The sequence below is a fragment of the Archangium minus genome, from assembly GCF_044360475.1.
In the GTDB taxonomy this organism is placed as follows: Bacteria; Myxococcota; Myxococcia; order Myxococcales; family Myxococcaceae; genus Archangium; species Archangium minus.
This window is the reverse complement of record NZ_CP043494.1, coordinates 10302154-10321805: the sequence shown is the minus strand read 5'-3', so window position 1 is coordinate 10321805 and position 19652 is coordinate 10302154. Positions and strand designations below refer to the sequence as shown.

Genomic DNA, 19652 nt, shown 5'->3' with positions numbered 1-19652 from the left:
TGAGTTCCGCGTCTCGTTCCTCATTCACAATAATAAGGGACGAGAGGGCCGTTCACTCCGAATCTGTTCATGAGTTCGAATGCGAATCGCCAGATATCTTCCGCGTTGGCGATATCACGGTTCTGGGCCATGAACTGACGCCATGCCTCATTCCATTGGCCACCTTCGGGTCCGCCACTGTGCAGCCAGGCGTGGAAGCTCTTGGGGAGACGGATCGTGAAAGCATGAATGTCGATGTTCCTGCTTGCGAACCACCGGGCCAGGCGTTGCTGTTGCGGAAAGATGTGATGTTTTTCGAGGGGCTCTCTCGATGGGATGCACGGGGGGCGCAACGCCCTGGGTGCATACTGGCCGCGGATGTTCCAGTTGTGCCAGGGGATTTCGAAGACGGGTTCCGTTCCTACAGGCGCCGCCAATGGGCGTCCCCACCAGCGAGTCGGATTGCCCGGAGGGCGGAGCGTCAGGGTCCCCTTCGCCAGCACCACCGGGTGGGGGTCCACCTCCACCACGTGCTGGCAGCGCCAGATGGCGCAGCGCTCCCCCTCGCACAGAGGCACCACGCAGCTCGGGTCCGCGCGGGCCTCCTCCCAGGAGGACATGGCATCCAGCGCTTCGCCGTCTTCGCGTACGGCGGGCGCGGAGGCGACACACGCGCCGAGCAGCACGCCGAGGAGGAGCAGCCACTTCATGGGAATCCGCGGGCTCATGTCGCCCACGTTACTCCCTGCCCGTCTCGCGCCTCACCGCTTTCAATTCCATGTCAGGCCACGGGGGCGGTGGCTTCCTCCTGCTTCGGCCTGGACTGGCGCAGCACCGACGTCGCCACGCCGCTCAATCCAATCAGGCCCACGAGGTTGGGGAACACCTGCAAGCCATTCATCAGGTCGCCCCAGGCCCAGATGGTCTCCACCTTACCCATCGCCCCGAAGACAACCAGGCCGCAATAGAGCCAGCGGTAGGGCTGGGTGACGCGAAGTCCAAAGGCATACTCGAGGAACTGCTCGCCGTAGTACGCCCAGCCGATCAACGTCGTGTATCCAAACAGGAAGGCGCAGAACGCGACGATCCACCCGCCCACCGTGGGCATCGCCGTGTTGAAGGCCTGCGCCACCACGGCCGTGCTCGTGAGCCCGGACGTCCACGCGCCGCTCGCGAGAATTACCAGCGCGCTGATGGTCGACGTGACGCACGAGACGATGAACACCTCCATCACCGCCTGGAGTCCCTGCTGCACGGGTGCATCCGTGCGCGCCGTGCCATACGCCACCGCCGCCGTGCCGTACCCAGCCTCATTGGCGTAGATGCCTCGGGCAATTCCATAACGCATGGCGGCCATCATCCCCACGCCGGCGGCGCCTCCTCCGGCCGCTTCCAGGGAGAACGCCTCGCGGAAGATGAGCGCGAACACCGCGGGCAGCTGCGCCGCGTGGGTGAGGATGACGATGAGCCCTCCGGCCAGGTACAGCCCTACTTTCAGGGGCGCGAGGCGCTCCGCCGCGCGGCCGATGCTCTTCACGCCGCCGATGACCACCAGCCACGTGAGCACCGCGATGACCGCGCCCGAGGCCAGCGGGGGAATCGAGAACTGGCTCTGCAGCACCACGGCCATGGAGTTCGGTTGGGTGAAGGGCGTCGTCGTGAGCGCTGCCACGCCCGCGATGACCGCGTAGAGCCAGGCCAGCTTCGGCGAGCCCAGCCCGTCCTTCAGGTAGTGCATCGGACCCGCGGAGAGCCGGTCCCCCTGCACCTTGCGGTACTGGATGCCCAGCACGGCCTCGCAGAACTTGATGGCCGTGGCGAAGAAGCCATACACCCAAATCCAGAACAGCGCCCCCGGCCCGCCGCTCACGATGGCAGTGGCCACTCCCGCGATGTTGCCGGTACCAATCGACGCGGCGAGCGCTGTCATGAACGCCTGGAAGGGGCTCAGCGTACCGGCGCCACTCGCCTGGGCCGGCACCATGGCTCGCAGCCCCTCCCGGAAGCGCGCTACCTGAACAAAGCGCAGCCGGATCGTCAGGAACACTCCAGTTCCCAACAAGAGGGCCATGGTCCAGGGGCCCCAGACGAAGTTGCTGGCGACATCGATCGCGTTGCGGATGGGTTCAGGCAGCATGTGCCCGGCATAATCTCCCATCCGCGCAGCCAGGGCACCCACCGGAACAGAGAGGATCATCGTGACCGCCCCCGCCTCACCCCGCGAGCTCTTCGACCTCTGGGCCGAGGTCCGTCTCCAGGGCCTCCCTCCGCCCGCCCTCGTCCGTCATGCCCACGTGGAAGCTCGACTCCGGCACTTCCAGGCGTCGGCGCCGGACCTGTTCCAGGTCGAGGAGGTGGGGCGCTCCGTGGAAGGTCGCTCGCTCAACCTCATCCGCTTCGGCACTGGCCCTCGGCACGTCCTCCTCTGGTCCCAGATGCACGGGGACGAGCCCACCGCTACCTCGGCCCTGCTCGACCTCTTCGAGTACGTCCGCCGACACCGCGAGCACCCACGGGTCGCTCGGCTGCTCTCCGAGCTCACCCTGCACGCCCTGCCCCTGCTCAACCCCGACGGCGCCGAGCGCTTTCAGCGACGCAACGCGCAGGGCATCGACATCAACCGGGACGCGCTGGCACTCCAGACCCCCGAGGGGCGCACGCTCAAGGCGCTCCGGGATCGGCTCCAGCCGTCGCTCGGCTTCAACCTTCACAACCAGGGCTGGCGCACAGCCGTGGGTGGCACCGGTAAGCCCGCCTCTATCTCGCTGCTCGCCCCGCCCTTCGACGCGTCGCGTGGCGACAACCCGGGGCGGGTGCTCGCCAAGAAGGTGTGTGCCGTCATCCGCAATGCCCTCGAGCCGCTCGCGCCCGGGCAGATCGGCCGCTACGACGACTCCTTCGAGACCCGGGCCTTTGGTGACAACCTGGTGCGCTGGGGCACCCCCACCGTGCTCATCGAGACCGGCCCGTGGTCCGCTCCCGAGTCCGACGAGCCGCTGCTCCGGCTCAACTTCGTGGCCCTGGTGTCCGCCCTGGAGGCGCTCTCGAGTGGGGCAGTGGAGCACGTGGACCTCGAGCGCTACGAGTCCATCCCTTTCAACGAGAGCAAGGGCTTGCTGCACCTCGTCATCCGGGGGGCTCACGTCTTCGGTGAGGCGGGAGAGGCCTTCGTCGCGGACATTGGCATTGCCGCGACCCAGGCGGTGCGTACTCGCGAGGGCACACCGTCCGTTGTGCTCGCCGGCTCCATCGAGGAACTGGGCGACCTGCGCGTCTACGGGGCCGTGGAGGAGGTGGACGGTGCTGGGCTCATCGCCGTGCCGCTCTCTTCCGAGAGCGTGAAGGCGGGGGAGGTGTTGCCCTTGCCGTCTCGGAGCGGACGCACACTGAGTGTGGGCCTGCCCGCGGAGTTGATGCTGCTGCGGCCGGAGGGGCCTTCCGGCCCCTACCGAGTGGAGCGAGTCATCCGCTACGCGCGCTGATTCTCGGCTTCGGCGAAAGTGAGGTTAAGGTGTGGCCCTCTTCCCAGGAGGGGGTCAGTCCTTTGTCTTCGCTCGTTCGACTCGCGCGCGCGGGGTGTGTCCTGTTGTTGCTGTCAGGCACCAGCGCGATGGCCCAGGGTTCCGCGGTCATCATCGGCAGGATCATCAATTCGGCGGACAAGAACCCCCTGCCGGACGCGGTGGTGACGGCCACCTCTCCGAGCCTTCAGGGCGAGCAGGTGGTGGTCTCCGATGCCAGCGGCCAGTACCGCATTCCCCAGCTCCCGCCGGGCGTCTACACGCTCCGGGTCGATACCGAGGGCTTCCGCCCCTACGTGCGCTCGGACATCCAGCTGCGCTTGGACCGCACCATCCGCGTCAACGTGGAGCTGTTGCCGGAGGCCGGGCTGAGCGAGGAGATGGTTGTCGTTGCCAACCCGCCGACCGTGGACGTGGGCTCGAGCGCCTCGGGCCTGAGCGTCGACGCCAGCATGCTCAAGAGCCTTGCGTTGAGTCGCCCGGGCTCGAAGGGCTCGGCGTCGCGCTCCTTCGAGTCCCTGGCGGAGCTGGCGCCCGGCGCACAGGAGGACACCTACGGGGTGAGCATCAACGGTGGCACGTCGCCGGAGAACCAGTTCGTGGTGGATGGCCTGTCGGTGAATGACCCGGCCGTGGGCACCATTGGCACGCCGCTCTCGGTGGAGTTCGTCAAGGAGGTCAACGTCATCACCGGTGGCTACATGCCCGAGTACGGCCGCTCCACGGGTGGCGTGATGAACGTGGTGACCAAGTCCGGCTCCAACGAGTTCCACGGCTCCTTCTTCGGCAACTTCGCCCCGGGCGCGCTGCAGTCAGCGGGTCCGGTGCTCCAGCAGGCGGGGAGCGTCATCTCCGCGCAGGGCACGCCGTGGAACCAGGGGGACTTCGGCTTCGAGCTGGGTGGCCCCATCGTGAAGGACAAGCTCTGGTTCTTCGCCGGCGTGGCGCCCTCGTTCACCCGCATCCAGGTGTCGCGTCAGCTCAGCACCTTGGACATCTGCACGCAGGTGGACGAGGCGAACGGCTGCGCCAAGGTGGGCGAGGCGCGCAAGGATCCGGTCACGGGCTATCAGGTCGCCACGCCTATCGACGGCACCCGGGTGGACCGCTTCGCGGACGAGCGCACCATCCAATACATCGGCAAGCTCACCTACCTCTTCAACCCGGACCACAACCTGGCGCTGACGGTCTATGGCACGCCGACCTGGTCGGGTGGGGCGGGCCGGTACTCCTTCAGCCGCGATGGTGCTCCCGAGGTGTGCAGCGGGCTGTCCTGCACCGCGTACGTCCAGGGCTCCTACGACGCCATCGCCACCCGCCGCACGGGCGGTGCGCTGGATATCGTGGCCAAGCAGTCCTCCTCCTTCTTCGACAAGTCGCTGCTCATCGACGCGACGCTCGGCTGGCACCACCAGGACGCCTCCATCCTCCCGTCGGATGGCTCGGGGCTCTCCAGTGGGGAGGGACTCTCCGCGCAGTCCAACATCGCGTGGCGGCGCACGCGCAGTGTCCGGGACAACGGGACGACGGCTCGCGACTGGCACAGCATCACCGAGTTCGAGCAGATTCCGGAGCCCTCCGTCTGTGACTCTCCCGCGGGGTTGCCCGCGGGGGTGTACGCGACCCGGTGCCCCGTCTCCTCGTACGCATCGGGAGGGCCCGGCACCATCAGCATCTCCGAGCTGGATCGCTACCAGGGCAAGGTGCTCGGCACGTACCTGCTCGAGGCGCTCGGCCACCACGTCATCAAGGCCGGCGTCGATGCGGAGGGCGCGAGCTTCTACAACAACCGCGCGCGCACCGGCCTGGCTCCCTGGCAGGAGTGCACGAGTGGCGCGTGCTTCTTCACGCTCAACCAGTACGGCTACCTCGATGGGCCGGACTCCATCGTGCCGCTGCCGAGCAAGGAGCGCACGTCCACCTCGCTGACGGTGGGTGGCTTCATCCAGGACAGCTGGTCCATCCTCGACAAGGTGACGGTGAACCTGGGCGTGCGCTACGACGCGCAGACCATCTGGGGAGACGATGGCCAGGTGGGGTTGAGCCTGCCCAACCAATGGTCGCCCCGCGTGGGCGTCATCTACGACTTCACCCAGCAGGGTCGCTCGAAGCTCTTCGCCAACTTCGCTCGCTTCTACGAGAACGTCCCGCTCGACCTGGCCGACCTGTCCTTCCCCCAGCAGCAACTGCTGTCGGCCACCTACAACGCACCTGCCTGTGACCCGAGGGATCCCGACGACCTCGCGCCCGGTGGGGACTGCAACGTGGACAGCAACCGCCAGGTCATCGGCAGCACGGAGAGCCCCAACCAGTACTGGAACGCCGAGGGCGGTGACCGCGTGCCGGTGGATCCGAAGATCCGCGCCCAGTCCAGCGACGAGCTCGTCGTGGGTGGCGAGTACGAGCTGGGGCTCGGTCGCCTGGGCGTCTCGTACACGAAGCGCTACCTCAACGACGTCATCGAGGACATGAGCCGCGACGACGGCAGCACCTTCTTCCTGGGCAACCCGGGCAAGGGCTCCTCCTCGGACTTCCCGCTGGCCCGCCGCGACTACGACGCGGTGAACGTCTACTACACCAAGAGCTTCTCGGACGGCTGGCTGGCGCAGCTCAGCTACACGTGGTCCTCGCTGCGCGGCAACTACTCGGGCCTCTTCCGCGCGGACACCAATCAGCTCTCGCCCAACCTGACGCGCGACTTCGACCTGCTGTCGCTGACCACCAACCGCACGGGCCCGTTGCCCGGTGACCGCACGCACGCCTTCAAGGCCTTCGGCGCCAAGGAGTTCCGGCTGAGCAGGGACCTGAGCATCGACATGGGCGGTGGCTATCGCGCTCGCTCGGGCTCGCCGCTCAACTACCTGGGCTACCACCCCCGGCGCAGCGGCTCGGAGACGTTCATCCTGCCGCGTGGCAGCGCGGGCCGGATGCCCTGGGTCCACAACGTCGATGGGCACGTGGGCGTCAGCCAGCGGCTCTCCGGCAACTACACGCTCAGCCTCTCCCTGGACGTCTTCAACATCTTCAACTTCCAGCAGGAGACGGCCGTGGATCAGACCTTCACCACCACCCGCGTCCACGCCATCGAGGTGGATGGCAAGCCCGCGGACGTGGAGAGCTGCCGGACGGATGAGCCCAGCCCCAACTGCCGCGTCCTGGCCACCAGCTCCAACACGGCCATCACCAACGCGGACATCAACCCCAACTTCAAGAAGCCGATTGCCTATCAGGCGCCTCGGTCCATCCGCTTCGGCGTGAAGCTGAGCTTCTAGGCACCCGGGAGAGACTCCATGAATCTTCGACTGATGGGATTGGGTATGGGTGGGGTGGTGCTCGCCGCCACCCTGGGCGCCTGTGGCTCCGACCAGCAGGAGCCGCAGTGCGTGGTGGCGCGTGCTGTGTCGGACGGCTCCATCGGCTCGTTCGCGGCCACCTACACGTTGAATCCGGGACAGGACGCAACGGCCTCGTGTGCCCAGCACAAGCCGGGCAAGGTGGGCCTGCAGAAGTACTTCAACCAGGACCCCACCGGGCGGGACACGGTGGCCATTCGCGCCGAGCCCGTGGGCAAGCTGATGGCTGACGCCGCGGCCAAACCCCCCAAGGTGGTGCTGGATCCAGACGCGTCGAGCCAGCCCAACTCCGTGGGCGAGTTGACGACGGAAGCTCCAGGCCCGGACAACTTCTGCGAGGTGCCCACGCTCACGCCGACGCGGCTGGTGGCTCGGGAGCCTGCCCTGGAGCTCACCTACGCGTGGTCCAACCTGCGCATCTACAACACGCCCGATGTCCCGGGGACGCAGTTCATCGCGGACCTGAGCTACACCGAGAACGGCTGCACCGCCGAGTACAAGGTGCGGGGCATCTGGCCGGTGGTGAGCTGCTGGAAGGAAATCGAGCTCGATACCGATGCCGATGGCGATGGCAAGAAGGACAAGGTGAAGGTGATGGATGCGCCGAAGTGCGAGCCGCACCCGGACCCGGCGAACGGCCGCCTGCGAGGCTCGGGCATCAACCCGAGCTTCCCGGTGAAGTGCGACCCGGACGCGCTCATCTGCGTGCTCACGGGTGAAGTTCCCTCCGTCCCGTAGTCCGGGTTCCGCTGGGGCCGGCCGTCCCTCTCGCTGCCGGCCCTCGGCGACCCTCCTGGGACTCGCCATTTTGTGTGGGATGGTGTAGGGTTTGTGTCGCCATGCACGCCTACGCCGTCGAGCTGTCGAAGGAACTGGGCCTCAAGCCCGAGCAGGTGGACCGGACCCTGGCGCTGAGCGCCGAAGGAGCGACCGTCCCCTTCATCGCCCGTTATCGCAAGGAGGCCACTGGCGGCCTCGACGAGGTCCAGATCCAGACCATCCTGGACCGCGCCGCCGAGCGCGAGGAGCTGGATTCGCGCCGGGAGACGATCCTCCGCAGCATCGAGGGACAGGGGAAGCTCACCCCCGAGCTGGCCCAGGCGCTCCAGCGGGCGAAGACGCGCACCGAGCTGGAGGACCTCTACCTCCCGTACAAGCCCAAGCGCCGCACGCGCGCGGCCATCGCCCGGGAGCGGGGCCTGGAGCCACTGGCCGACCTGCTGTGGAAGCAGGAGCCGGGGAAGAAGGACGACGTGGCCTCCAAGGCGCGCGCGTTCGTCAAGCCGGACAAGGACGTGCCGGACCTGGAGACGGCGCTTGCCGGAGCGCGTGACATCTGTGCCGAGCGCGTGGCCGAGGACGCGGGCCTGCGCCGTGGCGCGCGCGAGCTGTGCGTGCAGAAGGGCCGCCTGCGCTCGGCCGTCGTCTCCGCGAAGAAGGGCGAGGCCACCAAGTTCGACAACTACGCCGACCACGAGGAGGACCTGTCCAAGGCGCCCTCGCACCGCATCCTCGCGCTGCTGCGCGGCGAGGCCGAGGAGGTGCTGCGCATCCAGCTGGCCCTCCCGGATGACGAGGTGAAGAGCACGCTGGCTTCCCGCGTTGTCACGAAGCCCCAGTCCCCGTTCGCCCCGGAACTGCGCGCCGCGGTGGAGGACTCGTGGGACCGGCTCATGGGCCCCTCGCTGGAGTCCGAGCTGCGCAACGAGCTCAAGGAGCGCGCGGACCGCGAGGCCATCGTCGTCTTCGGGCAGAACCTGCGCCACCTGCTGCTCACCGCGCCCGCGGGGAGCCGGCCCGTGCTCGCGTTGGACCCGGGCCTGCGCACCGGCATCAAGGCCGCCATGCTGGACGGCACCGGCAAGCTGGTGGACACCGCCACGCTCTACACCGAGAAGAGCGGGAGCGAGCGCGCCGCCGCGGCCAAGCAGTGCGGCGCCATCATCCTCAAGCACAAGCCCGAGCTCATCGCCGTGGGCAACGGCACCGGCAGCCGCGAGGCGGAGACCTTCGTGCGTGAGGTGCTCAAGGCGCTCGGCTCTCAGGTGCCCGTGGTGTCCGTGAGCGAGCAGGGCGCCTCCATCTACTCGGCCTCCGAGGTGGCCCGTGAAGAGTTCCCCGACCTGGACGTGTCGCTGCGCGGCGCCGTGTCCATCGGCCGCCGGCTGCAGGATCCACTCGCCGAGCTGGTGAAGATTGACCCCAAGAGCATCGGCGTGGGTCAGTACCAGCACGACGTGGACCAGGGCCTGCTCAAGAAGAAGCTGGGCGAGGTGGTGGACTCGTGCGTGAACGCCGTGGGCGTGGACGTGAACACGGCGTCGCCGCAGCTCCTGGAGCACGTGTCCGGCATCGGCCCCACGCTGGCCAAGAAGATCGTCTCCCACCGGGCTGCCAAGGGCCGCTTCACCACGCGCCGGGAGATCCTCAAGGTGAGCGGGCTGGGCCCGAAGACGTTCGAGCAGGCCGCTGGCTTCCTGCGCGTCCACGGCCCCGAGCCCCTCGACGCGAGCGCCGTGCACCCCGAGCGCTACGAGGTCGTCGAGCGCATGGCGAAGGACCTGGGCGTCAACGTGAAGGAGCTGGTGGGCAACGCTGCACTGGTGCGGAAGATCGACCCCAAGCGCTACCTGGGGCCGGACCTGGGCGAGATGACGCTCAAGGACATCCTCGCCGAGCTGGAGAAGCCCAGCCGAGATCCCCGTGGCGACTTCACCGCGCCCGCGTACCGCGAGGACCTGCAGAAGCTGGAGGACGTGAAGGAGGGGATGGTGCTGCAGGGGGTCGTCACCAACGTGACCGCCTTCGGGGCCTTCGTCGACGTGGGCGTGCACCAGGACGGGCTCGTCCACGTGTCCCAGCTCTCCACCCGCTTCATCAAGGACCCCTCCGAGGCCGTGAAGGTGGGAGACCGGCTGACGGTGAAGGTGCTGAGCGTGGACCTGGCGCGGAAGCGGCTCGCGCTGTCTGTACGGGCTCTCACCGAGGGCACCTCGGCGCCGTCCGCTGGGGCTCCTCGTCCCTCGGGGGGCCCAGCGCGTCCTTCGAGTGGAGCCGCTCGTCCTCCGGAAGGGAAGCAGGCAGGGAGTAAGGCGCCTGCTCCGCAGAAGCCTTCGGCAGAGCCCTTCAACAACCCCTTTAGAAATCTGAAGCGGTAAGAGAGCGCGTTCGAGGATGCCGGAAAGATTCACCCAGCCTTTCGTAACGCTGCCCGTCGCTTGGCCCTGGCCTACCTAGGGCCTGTATATTCAGGCCTCCCAGGCATTTCAGGGGTGCCATGCGACGACTGTTGCCAAGGGTGTTCGCGTGAACATCCTCCGGAGCTTCCAAGGCAAGCTCCTCCTCTTCTTCCTGCTCATCGACGTGGCGCTGGTCGGGTTCCTGATCGCCACGGTGTCGAGAGGCGCGCGCGAAGCGCTCGAGACGGCGAGCCGCGAGCATCTGCGGGAGCTGGCCCGCTTCGCCTCGCATGACATCGACGAGCAGCTCCAGCTGCGATGGGCCCTGGCGCAGTCGCTCGCCTCCAACCCGTTCATGACCCAAGGTGTCATCAACACGTTGGGTCAGGGCGACTCACTTGCGCCCTTCATTCGGCGGCTGAGTCTGCACGGGACGGAGGGGAAGGACGCGGACTTCTGGCTGTTGGATGCCAGGGGGAATGTCCTCGCCCGGAACGGCCCGGGGCCGAGCGTGGGCTCCTTCGCGGATGCGCCCTGGTGGCCGAAGCTCCGCGGCGGTGTGCCCCAGGCGTGGGTCGTCTCGGAGGAGGGCCTGTCGCGCGTGCTCTTCGCCTTCCCCTTCCTCTCGCCTCAGGACGCGGAGGGGGTCTTGGTCGCTGGGTTCGATCTCTCGTTCGTACTGGGAGGTGCCGCGCGTCAGGGGCTCGAGGTGGTGCTGTTGGATGACGAGAAGCCCCTTGCCGGGACTTTACCCGAGCAGGTGATTCGCGAGCTGCGCTCCCTGCGCACGGAGCCCGGACAGCGGAACACGGCCCTCATCAACGGGACGTTCTACCTGCTGGTGCCGGTGGAGGGCTTCGCCCAGGCGCATGGCTTTGGTTGGTCGTTGGTCCTGTCTGTGCCGGCGGAGCGCATCTCCGGCCCGGTGGACGCGTTGCGCCAGCGGGTGAGCCAGGTAGGCGTGGGGGCAGTGGTCCTGGTGGCGCTGCTGGTCGCCTGGCGCACCCGGCTGCTGCTGCGCCCGCTCCATCAGCTGCGGGTCTCCATGCGGCGCATCATCGATGGGGGAGACCTGAGCGAGCGTGTCCCGGTCCAATCGCAGGACGAGCTGGGCGCCATCGCGGGCACCTTCAACCTGATGCTCGAGCGGCTCGCGAACCGCACCGCCGAGCTGGAGCGCTCGCGCGACCACCTCTCGCTGCTGGCGCAGATCACCTCCAATTCACCCAACGCCATCGTCATGTTGGGAATGGAGGGGTGGACGCTCGTCTGGAACGAGGCGGCGGAGAAGCTCTTCGGGTGGTCGCGGCTGGAGATGCTGGGTGCTTCCTTCCTGGAACGGGTGGTGCCCGGGGACACGCGCGAGCGATTCACCGCGCTGCTGGCCTGTGCCGACGAGGGAAATCCCGTGGAGGCCGAGCTCTCCCTGCGCACCCTCCAGTCGGGCTCCATCCCCGTGCAGCTCACCGTGTCGCGCATCCTCGACGCGGCGGGGCAGGTGCAGGGGCACGTCTGCATCGCGAGGGACCTGCGCGAGGTCAAGCGGCTGCGCGAGTCGCTGGTGCACTCGGAGAAGATGGCGGCGGTGGGCACGCTTGTGGCCGGCCTGTCACACGAGCTCAACAACCCGCTCGGCATCATCCTCGGCTTCGCGCAGGGGCTATTGAGGAGGCCCACCCTGGACGAGTCGTCGCGCATGGGGCTGTTGACCATCGAGAGTCAGACCCAGCGCTGTGCCCGGCTGGTGCGAACGCTGCTGGACTTCTCGCGCAAGAGCGGTCCGACGCGCGAGCGCGTGGAAGTGGCGTCGATGCTGGAGCGCGTGCTCGAGCTGGCGCGTGGCCAGGCTCAGCGCGGACAGGTGCGGCTGGAGATTGTCGAGCTTCCGAACGGCCTGCCCGGGGTGGAGGCCAACGTCCCGGAGATGGAGTCCGCGTTGCTGAACCTGGTGGGCAACGCGCTGGATGCGACGCCACCGGGAGGCACCGTGTCTGTCGGGGCGCGTGTGACTCCGGCGCGCGACGGCGTCGAGCTGTTCGTGGCGGACACGGGGAGCGGTATCCCTCCGGACGTGCTCCAGCGCATCTTCGATCCCTTCTTCACCACCAAGCCCGTTGGACAGGGGACGGGCCTGGGATTGTCCATCACTCGTAGCATCATTGAATCGCACGGCGGCCGCATCGACGTGGAAACGGCTGTCGGTGCCGGGACCACGATGCGTTTGTGGTTCCCGGTGGCGCCAGCGCTCCCCAAGGAGGCCTCCGTATGAATTCATGCACTCCCACCCGGAGTCCCCCCATGCCTGAGCAGATCCTCGTCGTGGATGATGAGCGGGACATGCGCCTGCTCCTCCGGTATCAGCTGGAGCAGGAGGGGTACGCCGTCACCGAGGCGTCCGACGGCAAGGCCGCTCTGAAGCTGCTGCGCGAGTGTTCGCCCGGCCTGGTCATCACCGATGTGCGGATGCCTTTCATGGGCGGGCTCGAGCTGCTGCGCGAGGTGAAGCAGCTGCTGCCGGCCACCGAGGTCATCGTCGCCACCGGGTATGCGGAGATCGAGACGGCCATCGAGTGCATGCGGGCCGGTGCGTTCGACCTCATCCGCAAGCCGTTCGACATCCATGAGATGTACTCGTGCGTGGCGCGCGCGCTTGACCGTTACCGGCTCAACGCCTCGGCGGACCTGGTGCGGGTCAGCCAGTCCTTCTTCGCGACGAACGAGTTCGATCGCCTGCCCCAGGCCATTGTGGAGGGGAGCCAGGGAATCATGGCGGCGGACGCGGTGGCGCTGCTGATGCCGGACGTGCAGGGCCGGCTGGCGGTGGCGCACGCGAGCGGCTTGTCCTCCGCGGCCGAGGGGCTGCTGCTGTGCGAGCTCGGCGAGCGGCTGGTTCAGGCGCTGCCCTCGGATCGCACGCCGGCCCTGGTGGTGCCAGGCCTCGAGGATCAGCGGCTGGGCTCCATCCGAGCCCTGGGGCAGGAGACCTCGCTCATCCTCCAGCCCCTGCTCGTGGGAGAGCGGCTGCTCGGGGTGATGGGCCTGCTGCGCAGGGACTTGCCGCGCCTCTTCAGCAAGAAGGAGCTGGACCGGATGGCGGTGCTCGTGAGCCACGTGGTGCTCGCCCTGGAGAACGGGCGGCTGGCCTTTCAGCTCGCGGCCTCCGAGCGGCTGGCAACGCTGGGCCAGGTGGCGGCCGGCATCGGACATGAGATCAACAACCCGTCGGCCTATGTCCTGAGCAACCTGGGCTTCATCCGGGAGCAGGTGCTGGCGCTGCGCCAGGGGGCCCAGGTGGACCTCGCGGAACTGGAGCAGGCCGTGCTGGATGCGCGCGAGGGCGCCTTGCGCATCAGCGACATCGTCCGAGACATGCGCTCGCTGGCGCGGACGGACGACGAGTCCGGGGGCTGGTTCGACCTCAACGAGGCCATCCGCTCGGCGCTCCGCATTGCCCGAATCGAGACGACGCGGCGGGCCATCGTGCAGGCCGATCTCCTGGATGGGCTCGAGGTGAGGGGGAGTCCGGGACCCGTCTCCCAGGTCTTCGTCAACCTGCTCGTCAATGCGGCGCAGGCACTTGAGGGATGGACGGGCTCGCGAAAGGAGATCCGCGTCACCAGCCGACGGGAGGAGGGCCGGGCCGTCATCGAGGTCAGCGACACGGGGCCGGGCATCCCGCCCGAGCTGCTGCCTCGGCTCTTCCAGCCCTTCTTCACCACGAAGGGGGCGACGGGGACGGGGCTGGGGCTCTCCATCAGCCGGAACATCGTGCGCCGCTTCGGGGGCGACATCGAGGTGAGCAGCATTCCGGGTGATGGGACAGTGTTCACCGTTTCATTGCCGACCCGTTCCCAGGCGGAGGGCTGACGAGTTCCGGTGGTGCCATGGGATGTCGCAGGTTAAGTCTGCGCGCATGAACTTCCGACATCTTGGCAAGAGCGGGCTCATGGTCAGCGAGATCTCCTACGGGAACTGGCTGACGCACGGTTCTCAGGTAGAGGAGGAAGCGGCGCTCGCTTGTGTCCGCGCTGCGCTCGAGGAGGGCATCACCTCCTTCGACACCGCTGACGTGTACGCCGGCACGCGCGCCGAAGAGGTGCTCGGCCGGGCGCTCCACGGGCAGCGCCGCGAGGGCCTGGAGATCTTCACCAAGGTGTACTGGCCGACGGGCCCGGGGCCGAATGACCGGGGCCTGTCTCGCAAGCACATCTTGGAGTCCATCAACGGCTCGCTGCGGCGGCTGAAGACGGACTACGTGGACCTGTACCAGGCGCACCGCTACGACTACGAGACGCCGCTCGAGGAGACGATGCAGGCCTTCGCGGACGTGGTCCGTCAGGGCAAGGCGCTCTACATCGGTGTCTCCGAGTGGACGGCGGAGCAGATCCGCGCGGGCGTGACGTTGGCGAGGCAGCTGGGCTTCCAGCTCGTGTCGAACCAGCCGCAGTACTCGATGCTGTGGCGGGTCATCGAGGGGCAGGTGGTGCCGACCTCGGAGGAGCTGGGGGTGGGGCAGATCGTCTATTCGCCCATTGCGCAGGGGGTGCTGACGGGCAAGTACAAGCCGGGCCAGAAGCCGCCGGAAGGAAGCCGGGCCACGGATGAAAAGGGAGGCTCGCGCTTCGTCCAGCGCTTCCTGAAGGATGAGGTCCTCAACCGGGTGCAGCAGTTGAAGCCGGTGGCGGACGAGGTGGGGCTGTCGCTGGCGCAGCTGGCGGTGGCGTGGGTTCTGCAGAACCCGAACGTCTCCTCGGCGATCATCGGAGCCTCGAGGCCGGAGCAGGTGAAGGAGAACGTGAAGGCGGTGGGGGTGAAGCTGAGTGGGGACGTGATGCGTCGAATCGACGAGCTCCTGAGCCCCATCGTAGAGCGGGATCCAAAGAAGACAGAGAGCCCCGCGAAGCGTCCGTAACCCCAACACTCCCTCTCCCTTTGGTCCACCCCTAAAGGGAAGACGCGTGGATGGGGAAGGGAACGACCTCGTCATTCAGTCGACGCGCGCGAGCCAGCAGCTTGTGGAAGCGGTTCGTCCCATTGCGCGCGTCGAACTTGGCGGCGATGCCCTCCGCCTGAGACGAGAGCCAGCCGCGCAGCGCCCGTGTCTCATAAGCGCCTTCGGAGGAGTACAGCGCAAAGGTACGCGGCAGCGAGAGCTCCACCCGCTCGCGCCCCTCGGCCAGCACCCGCTCCATGAAGGCGAGCGCAGCCGAGTGGAAGGTAAAACGATCGCGATGGCTCGCGTGCTCGAGTGCCCACCCCAGGTGACGTTCGAAGAGCTTCAGTCCCCACTCCACATTCGCCGTCAGGGTGAGGAACTCCAGGTGCTCACCCACCGTGGCGAGGAACTCCCGGTTGCGCTGAACGAGCGCATAGCCGCGCAGGTGGCTGTCCCGCGCATGCTCCAGCTGTCCCAGCTTGAAGAGCGGGTAGAGCACGCTGCCCAGCGTCAGGTGAGGCACCTCGGCGCACGTGCTGCGCCCTTCCAGCAGAGGCCGCGCCTTGCGCAGCACCACTTCGTACTCACCCTGGTCGATGTGGTGGTCCAGCTCATCATCCAGCTCACAGGCCCGGCAGTCCGTGAGGTGATCGCGCGGCGTCTCTACCCACCGGGCCCACAGCGACTCGGCCAGGGCGTCGTCGCCCATGTCGCGAGCCGCCTGGTAGCGCAGCTTCAACAACGCCCGCTGTCCCGCCCCGGCCTTCGCGAAGCACTGCTCCACGTCATCCAGCGCGCCCTCAATCTGCTTGCGGCTGATGTGGGGGAACTCGTCGAGCCGGCCCACCACCCACTTCTGCTTCCAGAGGAGTTGCTCCGGAGAGAAACGCTCCGGGTCACGCTGCTGCTGGCCTCGGCACCAGGCGAAGGCCACCAGGGCCCGGTCCGGGAAGCCGCCGAAGGTGGCCGCGTCGATGAGCGCATCCCGCACCTCGAAGGCGAGCGGCACGTCCCCGTGGGCGTCCGCCAACCGCGCCGCCTCCTCCAGGGCCATCACCTTGGCCTCGCCCGGCTCCAGCCGCTCTGCGCGCCCGAGCAGCGTCTTCACCTGCTCGCGCCAGTCCTGCTCCCTCAATGTACGCCCCCTGTGCCTTCGTCCTCGTCCAGGCGCGCCGCGATGAGGCCGAGCAGCCCCCGGTTGAGCAGCGCCATCTCTCGCGCGTTCAGTGGCCGGTGCCCCAGCAACAACGCCTGCACGTACAGCATCTCCACAGACAGCTTGAGCTGCGCCACGTCCCGCACCCGCGCCAGCCTGCGCACCACCGGGTTGCGGAAGTTGAAGCAGAGCTGAGGCCGCTCCTCCTCGCGGGACTCGGCCAGCGCGCCCTCCAACACCGAGGCGTACAGCTCGTCCGTCTCCTCACGGGCGCGCTCCACGTCGCGCCGAAAGGCCCCGTCGTCCACGTCTCCGTAGAGCGTGGGCACCTCGGCGGGGAGGAACTTCTTGAGCGTCACCTCGCAGCGGAACGGCTCCAGTGCCTCTTCCGCCACCTGGCGCAGCCGCTCCACCGACTGGAGCTCTTCCTCCGTCAGCGCCTCGAAGCCCTGGGGGAGCTGCGCCGCGGAGAAGAGCTCCACCTGGGCGTCCGGCAGCACGCGCGGCAGCTTCTCCAGCAGGGCCGTGTCATGCGTATAGGCCGCGTTGATGATGCACAGCCCCTGCGCCGCCGCCACGCGTGCCACCTGCCGGAAGGTGTCCAGGCTGTTGACGTAGCGCACCGTGGGAGACGCCTGGCGGTAGTGCCCCAGCGTCATCATCCCCATCGTCGTCTCGAAGGGCAGCCAGTGGATGACGAGCCGGTAGAAGTCGTCATCGTCCAGCGCGAGCGCCTTCACGGACAGGCCGTGCAGGGCGATGAGCCGCTGCAGGTTGCGCGGATCATTGTGGGCCAGGTCCACCAGGTACTGGCGCAGCGACTGGCCGAGTGACTCGCGGGCACGCGCCAGCGTGGCATCCTCGTAGAAGGCCTCGCGGCTGGCGGTGGGGCGCAGACCCTGGGCATTCACCACGCACTTGACGAAGAAGGCCCACTCCGGGAGCAGGTTCTCCGCGCTCTCAGACAGCAGCATGTCCTTGAGGTACACGCGGTGCTTCTGGCGCGCGTTGAAGTGGGGCGAGAAGGGCAGCACGAAGGCAATCCCTTCCACCTGGCCTGCCTCCGCGCGCAGCGGGATGCAGTCCACGAAGTCCATGCCGAACACCTCACGCCCGTAGGCCAGCAGCGCCGAGCGACGCTCCGCCACGCTCTCGTACGTGTGGCGCCAGGGGGGGGGGGCCGGGTTGAGGTGCTCGGTGCTGCCGTTGGCGGTGAGGGAGATGGGGAAGGGCAGCAGGCCCCCGTAGTGCACGGCGAGCTGCCGCACCCGCTCCGCGGTGAAGTACTCGGCGGCATCCGCCCGGGCGACGAGGAAGACCTGGGTCCCCGGGTGCTCGAGAGGGTGCTCGGAGGGCCGCACGGCGTACGTGCCGTCATGTCGGCCTCGCCACTCCACGGTGCGGCCATCTCCCTTCGCCGAGCGCGTCACCACCAGCAGCTCGTCGCACACCATGAAGCAGGACAGCAGGCCGATGCCGAACTGGCCGATGAAGTCGTTGCGGCGGGCCTCGAGCGTCTCGCGCTTGGAGCTCTCGCCGATGGTGGCCAGGAAGCGGTGCAGCTCCTCCTCCGTCAGCCCCACCCCGTCGTCGGTGAAGAGCAGGGTGGGGAGACCGCCGTCCTGCTTCTCGATGAGCTCCACCCGGACCGAGCCTGGGTGCCCGGGCTCCTGGTGCCGCCGGGCGCGGATGGCGTCCGTGGCGTTCTGCAGCAGCTCACGCACGAACACGCCGGGCGTGCTGTAGAGGTGGTGGGAGAGGAGGTCGATGACCCCCCGGAGGTTGACCTGGAAGCGATGGTCCACGGGCGGAGCAGCCTATAGCGAATACTTCGCGACCCGTACGACCTCACAGGTGTACCTGTCCACCATGCCGCGCAGGGCCGCCGGATTTGCCTCTGGACGACTGCTTGTCCGCCGAATATGCGGCCCGGCGCGCCCGACAAGGACGCACGGTTTCGAACATCCCCAGCGGCGCCTCGACAAGAGTGCTGGTGGCGCCGAGGCGGTGAGTGGGGTATTTCCCGCACGCCGCCTGGCGCGGCATCTGGGGTGGATTTCCGATGGACCTAGGCAAGGCGGGTTGGCTCTCCTCGTTGCTCGAGGAGGCGGTCGCGGCCCATGTGCGCGCGCCCGGGCCCGTCGTGCCTCCGGGCCTCCCCGAGTCCAGCTCCGGCCGTGCCCGTGCCCGCTCGTACCTACGACGGATGTTGCGCGCCAGCGGGCTGCTCTACGGCACGCCCGCGGAGGGTGGGGCTCCCTCGGAGAGCGTGTCCTCCGAGTTCACGGGCACGGGCTTGGGCACGGGTTCTCCCGAGGAGGTGCTCTTCCGTGCCGTGGTGCGAACCTTCGCGCGCATGGCCCTGGACATCGCTTCCCTGGCCGGCTCGCCCGCGGGCCCTCGCCGCGAGCAGCTCCTGCTCCTCTTCGCCGTCCTCACCGGCCAGCTCGACGAGGCCCAGGCTATTGAGGAGAAGGTGCGCCGACAGCTTGAGGCGCCGCGGAAGCTGTGGGGGAGGGTAGAGGACGCGCTGGAGCGCCGCGCCCTCTCGCTGTCGGGGGACCCGGCCTATGGGCTCGTCCTGCACAACGGCGCCCTCTACGCGGATGCGCACATGTTCGGCCGGCAGGCGCTCGACTACTTCGCCCGCGGTGGGTTGAACCGTGAGATGGCCCGGCGCCGCATCGACTTCGCCGCTCGGCAGAAGGCGCTGCTCGTGGAGGTGCTCACGGGCCTGGCCTGTGCGGACCGGCAACCGACGTTCTCCGCGCGCCGCGCCATCCTCCGGCAGGTGGAGGACCTGGGACTGCCAGACAAGCTCGAGGGTGAGCTGCGCGCCGCGGTGAAGCAGTCCTTCGAGCGCCGTCGCTCCCTGGGCGCCGCGGTGAAGGGCGTGCGCAGCGTGGACCTGCGGCGCTTCATCCTGGAGCAGACGCTGCTGGCGTCGCTGGTGGACGGCCGGAGCTCGCGAGGGGAGCGCGCCTTCATCGAGCGGCTCGCTCGGGCGCTCCGGGTGCCTGAGAGCACGGTGCACCAGCTGGAGCTGGAGGTGGCCGAGTTCTACGCGAAGAATCGCTCCGTGGTGGATGTCTTCACGGTGTCCTCGGCCGCGAACCTGCTGGGGGAGGACCTCGTATCCAGCATGCAGGACACGCTGGAGCGCAACTTCTACCGGCTCATGCAGGAGGTCCGGAAGACGGGCGAGCTGTACCACCTGCTCACCAAGGCCGCGCGCAGGCAGCCGCTGACGGCCGAGGAGCGCCAGCGCATGCGGGCGCAATTGATTGACGTGGCCAAGGCGATTCCGGCGCTCGCCATCTTCGCGGCGCCGGGAGGAATGTTGCTGTTGATTGCCCTGGCGAAAGTGTTGCCTTTCAAGCTGTTGCCGAGCTCTTTCCAGGACGAGCCCGCGCCCGCGAGCCCCGAGGAGGGCGCCGGCGGTGATAGCGAGGAGTCTCCGGGCCGCACTGTGTCCGGGAAGAAGGTGGCATCGGGGGGCTGACGCTCGCTCCCCGCATTTGCAAGGAG

12 protein-coding genes are annotated in these 19652 nt (G+C 68.1%); 8 read left to right on the top strand and 4 right to left on the bottom strand.

Annotation, left to right across the window (positions count from 1 at the left end; translation table 11 throughout):
• Window positions 1–20 precede the first annotated feature (20 nt).
• Together F0U60_RS42225 and F0U60_RS42220 are read right to left on the bottom strand one after the other, a co-directional pair.
• Window positions 21–707 carry a TIGR02269 family lipoprotein gene (locus tag F0U60_RS42225; protein WP_395808572.1) on the bottom strand — a complete coding sequence of 229 codons (687 nt, stop codon included), beginning with the start codon at window positions 705–707 and terminating at the stop codon, window positions 21–23.
• A gap of 53 nt (window positions 708–760) precedes the next feature.
• On the bottom strand, window positions 761–2116 hold the full coding sequence (locus F0U60_RS42220) for an alanine/glycine:cation symporter family protein (RefSeq protein WP_395808570.1): 1356 nt from the start codon (window positions 2114–2116) through the stop codon (window positions 761–763).
• A gap of 61 nt (window positions 2117–2177) precedes the next feature.
• Between F0U60_RS42220 and F0U60_RS42215 the strand changes: the two genes are divergently transcribed.
• The 7 genes from F0U60_RS42215 to F0U60_RS42185 all read left to right on the top strand — a co-directional run bounded on the left by F0U60_RS42215 (window position 2178) and on the right by F0U60_RS42185 (window position 14944).
• Entirely contained in the window at window positions 2178–3461 is a 1284-nt protein-coding gene (locus F0U60_RS42215) for a M14 family metallopeptidase (protein ID WP_395808568.1), read from the top strand.
• Between the two features lie 128 nt (window positions 3462–3589).
• Window positions 3590–6772 (top strand): TonB-dependent receptor domain-containing protein, encoded by a 3183-nt coding sequence (locus tag F0U60_RS42210; protein ID WP_395825677.1) that lies wholly within the window; start codon window positions 3590–3592, stop codon window positions 6770–6772.
• 18 nt (window positions 6773–6790) lie between these two features.
• Complete coding sequence (locus F0U60_RS42205; protein WP_395808566.1) at window positions 6791–7591, top strand: hypothetical protein; 801 nt, start codon at window positions 6791–6793, stop codon at window positions 7589–7591.
• Between the two features lie 101 nt (window positions 7592–7692).
• A complete protein-coding gene (locus tag F0U60_RS42200; RefSeq protein WP_395808563.1) occupies window positions 7693–10011 on the top strand; it encodes a Tex family protein in 2319 nt (772 codons plus the stop codon).
• Window positions 10012–10159: 148 nt separating this feature from the next.
• A complete protein-coding gene (locus F0U60_RS42195) occupies window positions 10160–12301 on the top strand; it encodes an ATP-binding protein (RefSeq protein WP_395808561.1) in 2142 nt (713 codons plus the stop codon).
• 29 nt (window positions 12302–12330) lie between these two features.
• Window positions 12331–13899, top strand: coding sequence for a response regulator (locus F0U60_RS42190; protein ID WP_395808559.1), 1569 nt, complete (start codon window positions 12331–12333; stop codon window positions 13897–13899).
• Window positions 13900–13945: 46 nt separating this feature from the next.
• Window positions 13946–14944: an aldo/keto reductase family protein gene (locus tag F0U60_RS42185; RefSeq protein ID WP_395808557.1), complete on the top strand. Its 999-nt coding sequence runs from the start codon at window positions 13946–13948 to the stop codon at window positions 14942–14944.
• A 31-nt stretch (window positions 14945–14975) separates the two neighbouring features.
• Here the strand turns inward: F0U60_RS42185 and F0U60_RS42180 are convergent, their stop codons facing one another.
• Both F0U60_RS42180 and F0U60_RS42175 read right to left on the bottom strand, forming a co-directional pair.
• Complete coding sequence (locus tag F0U60_RS42180) at window positions 14976–16103, bottom strand: hypothetical protein (RefSeq protein ID WP_395808555.1); 1128 nt, start codon at window positions 16101–16103, stop codon at window positions 14976–14978.
• The gene (locus F0U60_RS42175; protein ID WP_395808553.1) at window positions 16100–17929 is read right to left on the bottom strand and encodes an HSP90 family protein; all 1830 of its coding nucleotides are present in this window, start codon (window positions 17927–17929) and stop codon (window positions 16100–16102) included. Before F0U60_RS42175 ends, F0U60_RS42180 begins: the two co-directional genes overlap by 4 nt.
• A gap of 257 nt (window positions 17930–18186) precedes the next feature.
• Between F0U60_RS42175 and F0U60_RS42170 the strand changes: the two genes are divergently transcribed.
• On the top strand, window positions 18187–19626 hold the full coding sequence (locus tag F0U60_RS42170; protein WP_395808551.1) for a hypothetical protein: 1440 nt from the start codon (window positions 18187–18189) through the stop codon (window positions 19624–19626).
• The last annotated feature ends 26 nt before the right edge of the window (window positions 19627–19652 follow it).

Coding starts and splice junctions, on each gene's coding strand:
- F0U60_RS42225 (WP_395808572.1), bottom strand. CDS start 707: ATGAGCCCGCGGATTCCCATGAAGTGGCTGCTCCTCCTCGGCGTGCTG.
- F0U60_RS42220 (WP_395808570.1), bottom strand. CDS start 2,116: ATGCTGCCTGAACCCATCCGCAACGCGATCGATGTCGCCAGCAACTTC.
- F0U60_RS42210 (WP_395825677.1), top strand. CDS start 3,590: ATGGCCCAGGGTTCCGCGGTCATCATCGGCAGGATCATCAATTCGGCG.
- F0U60_RS42205 (WP_395808566.1), top strand. CDS start 6,791: ATGAATCTTCGACTGATGGGATTGGGTATGGGTGGGGTGGTGCTCGCC.
- F0U60_RS42200 (WP_395808563.1), top strand. CDS start 7,693: ATGCACGCCTACGCCGTCGAGCTGTCGAAGGAACTGGGCCTCAAGCCC.
- F0U60_RS42190 (WP_395808559.1), top strand. CDS start 12,331: ATGCCTGAGCAGATCCTCGTCGTGGATGATGAGCGGGACATGCGCCTG.
- F0U60_RS42185 (WP_395808557.1), top strand. CDS start 13,946: ATGAACTTCCGACATCTTGGCAAGAGCGGGCTCATGGTCAGCGAGATC.
- F0U60_RS42170 (WP_395808551.1), top strand. CDS start 18,187: ATGGACCTAGGCAAGGCGGGTTGGCTCTCCTCGTTGCTCGAGGAGGCG.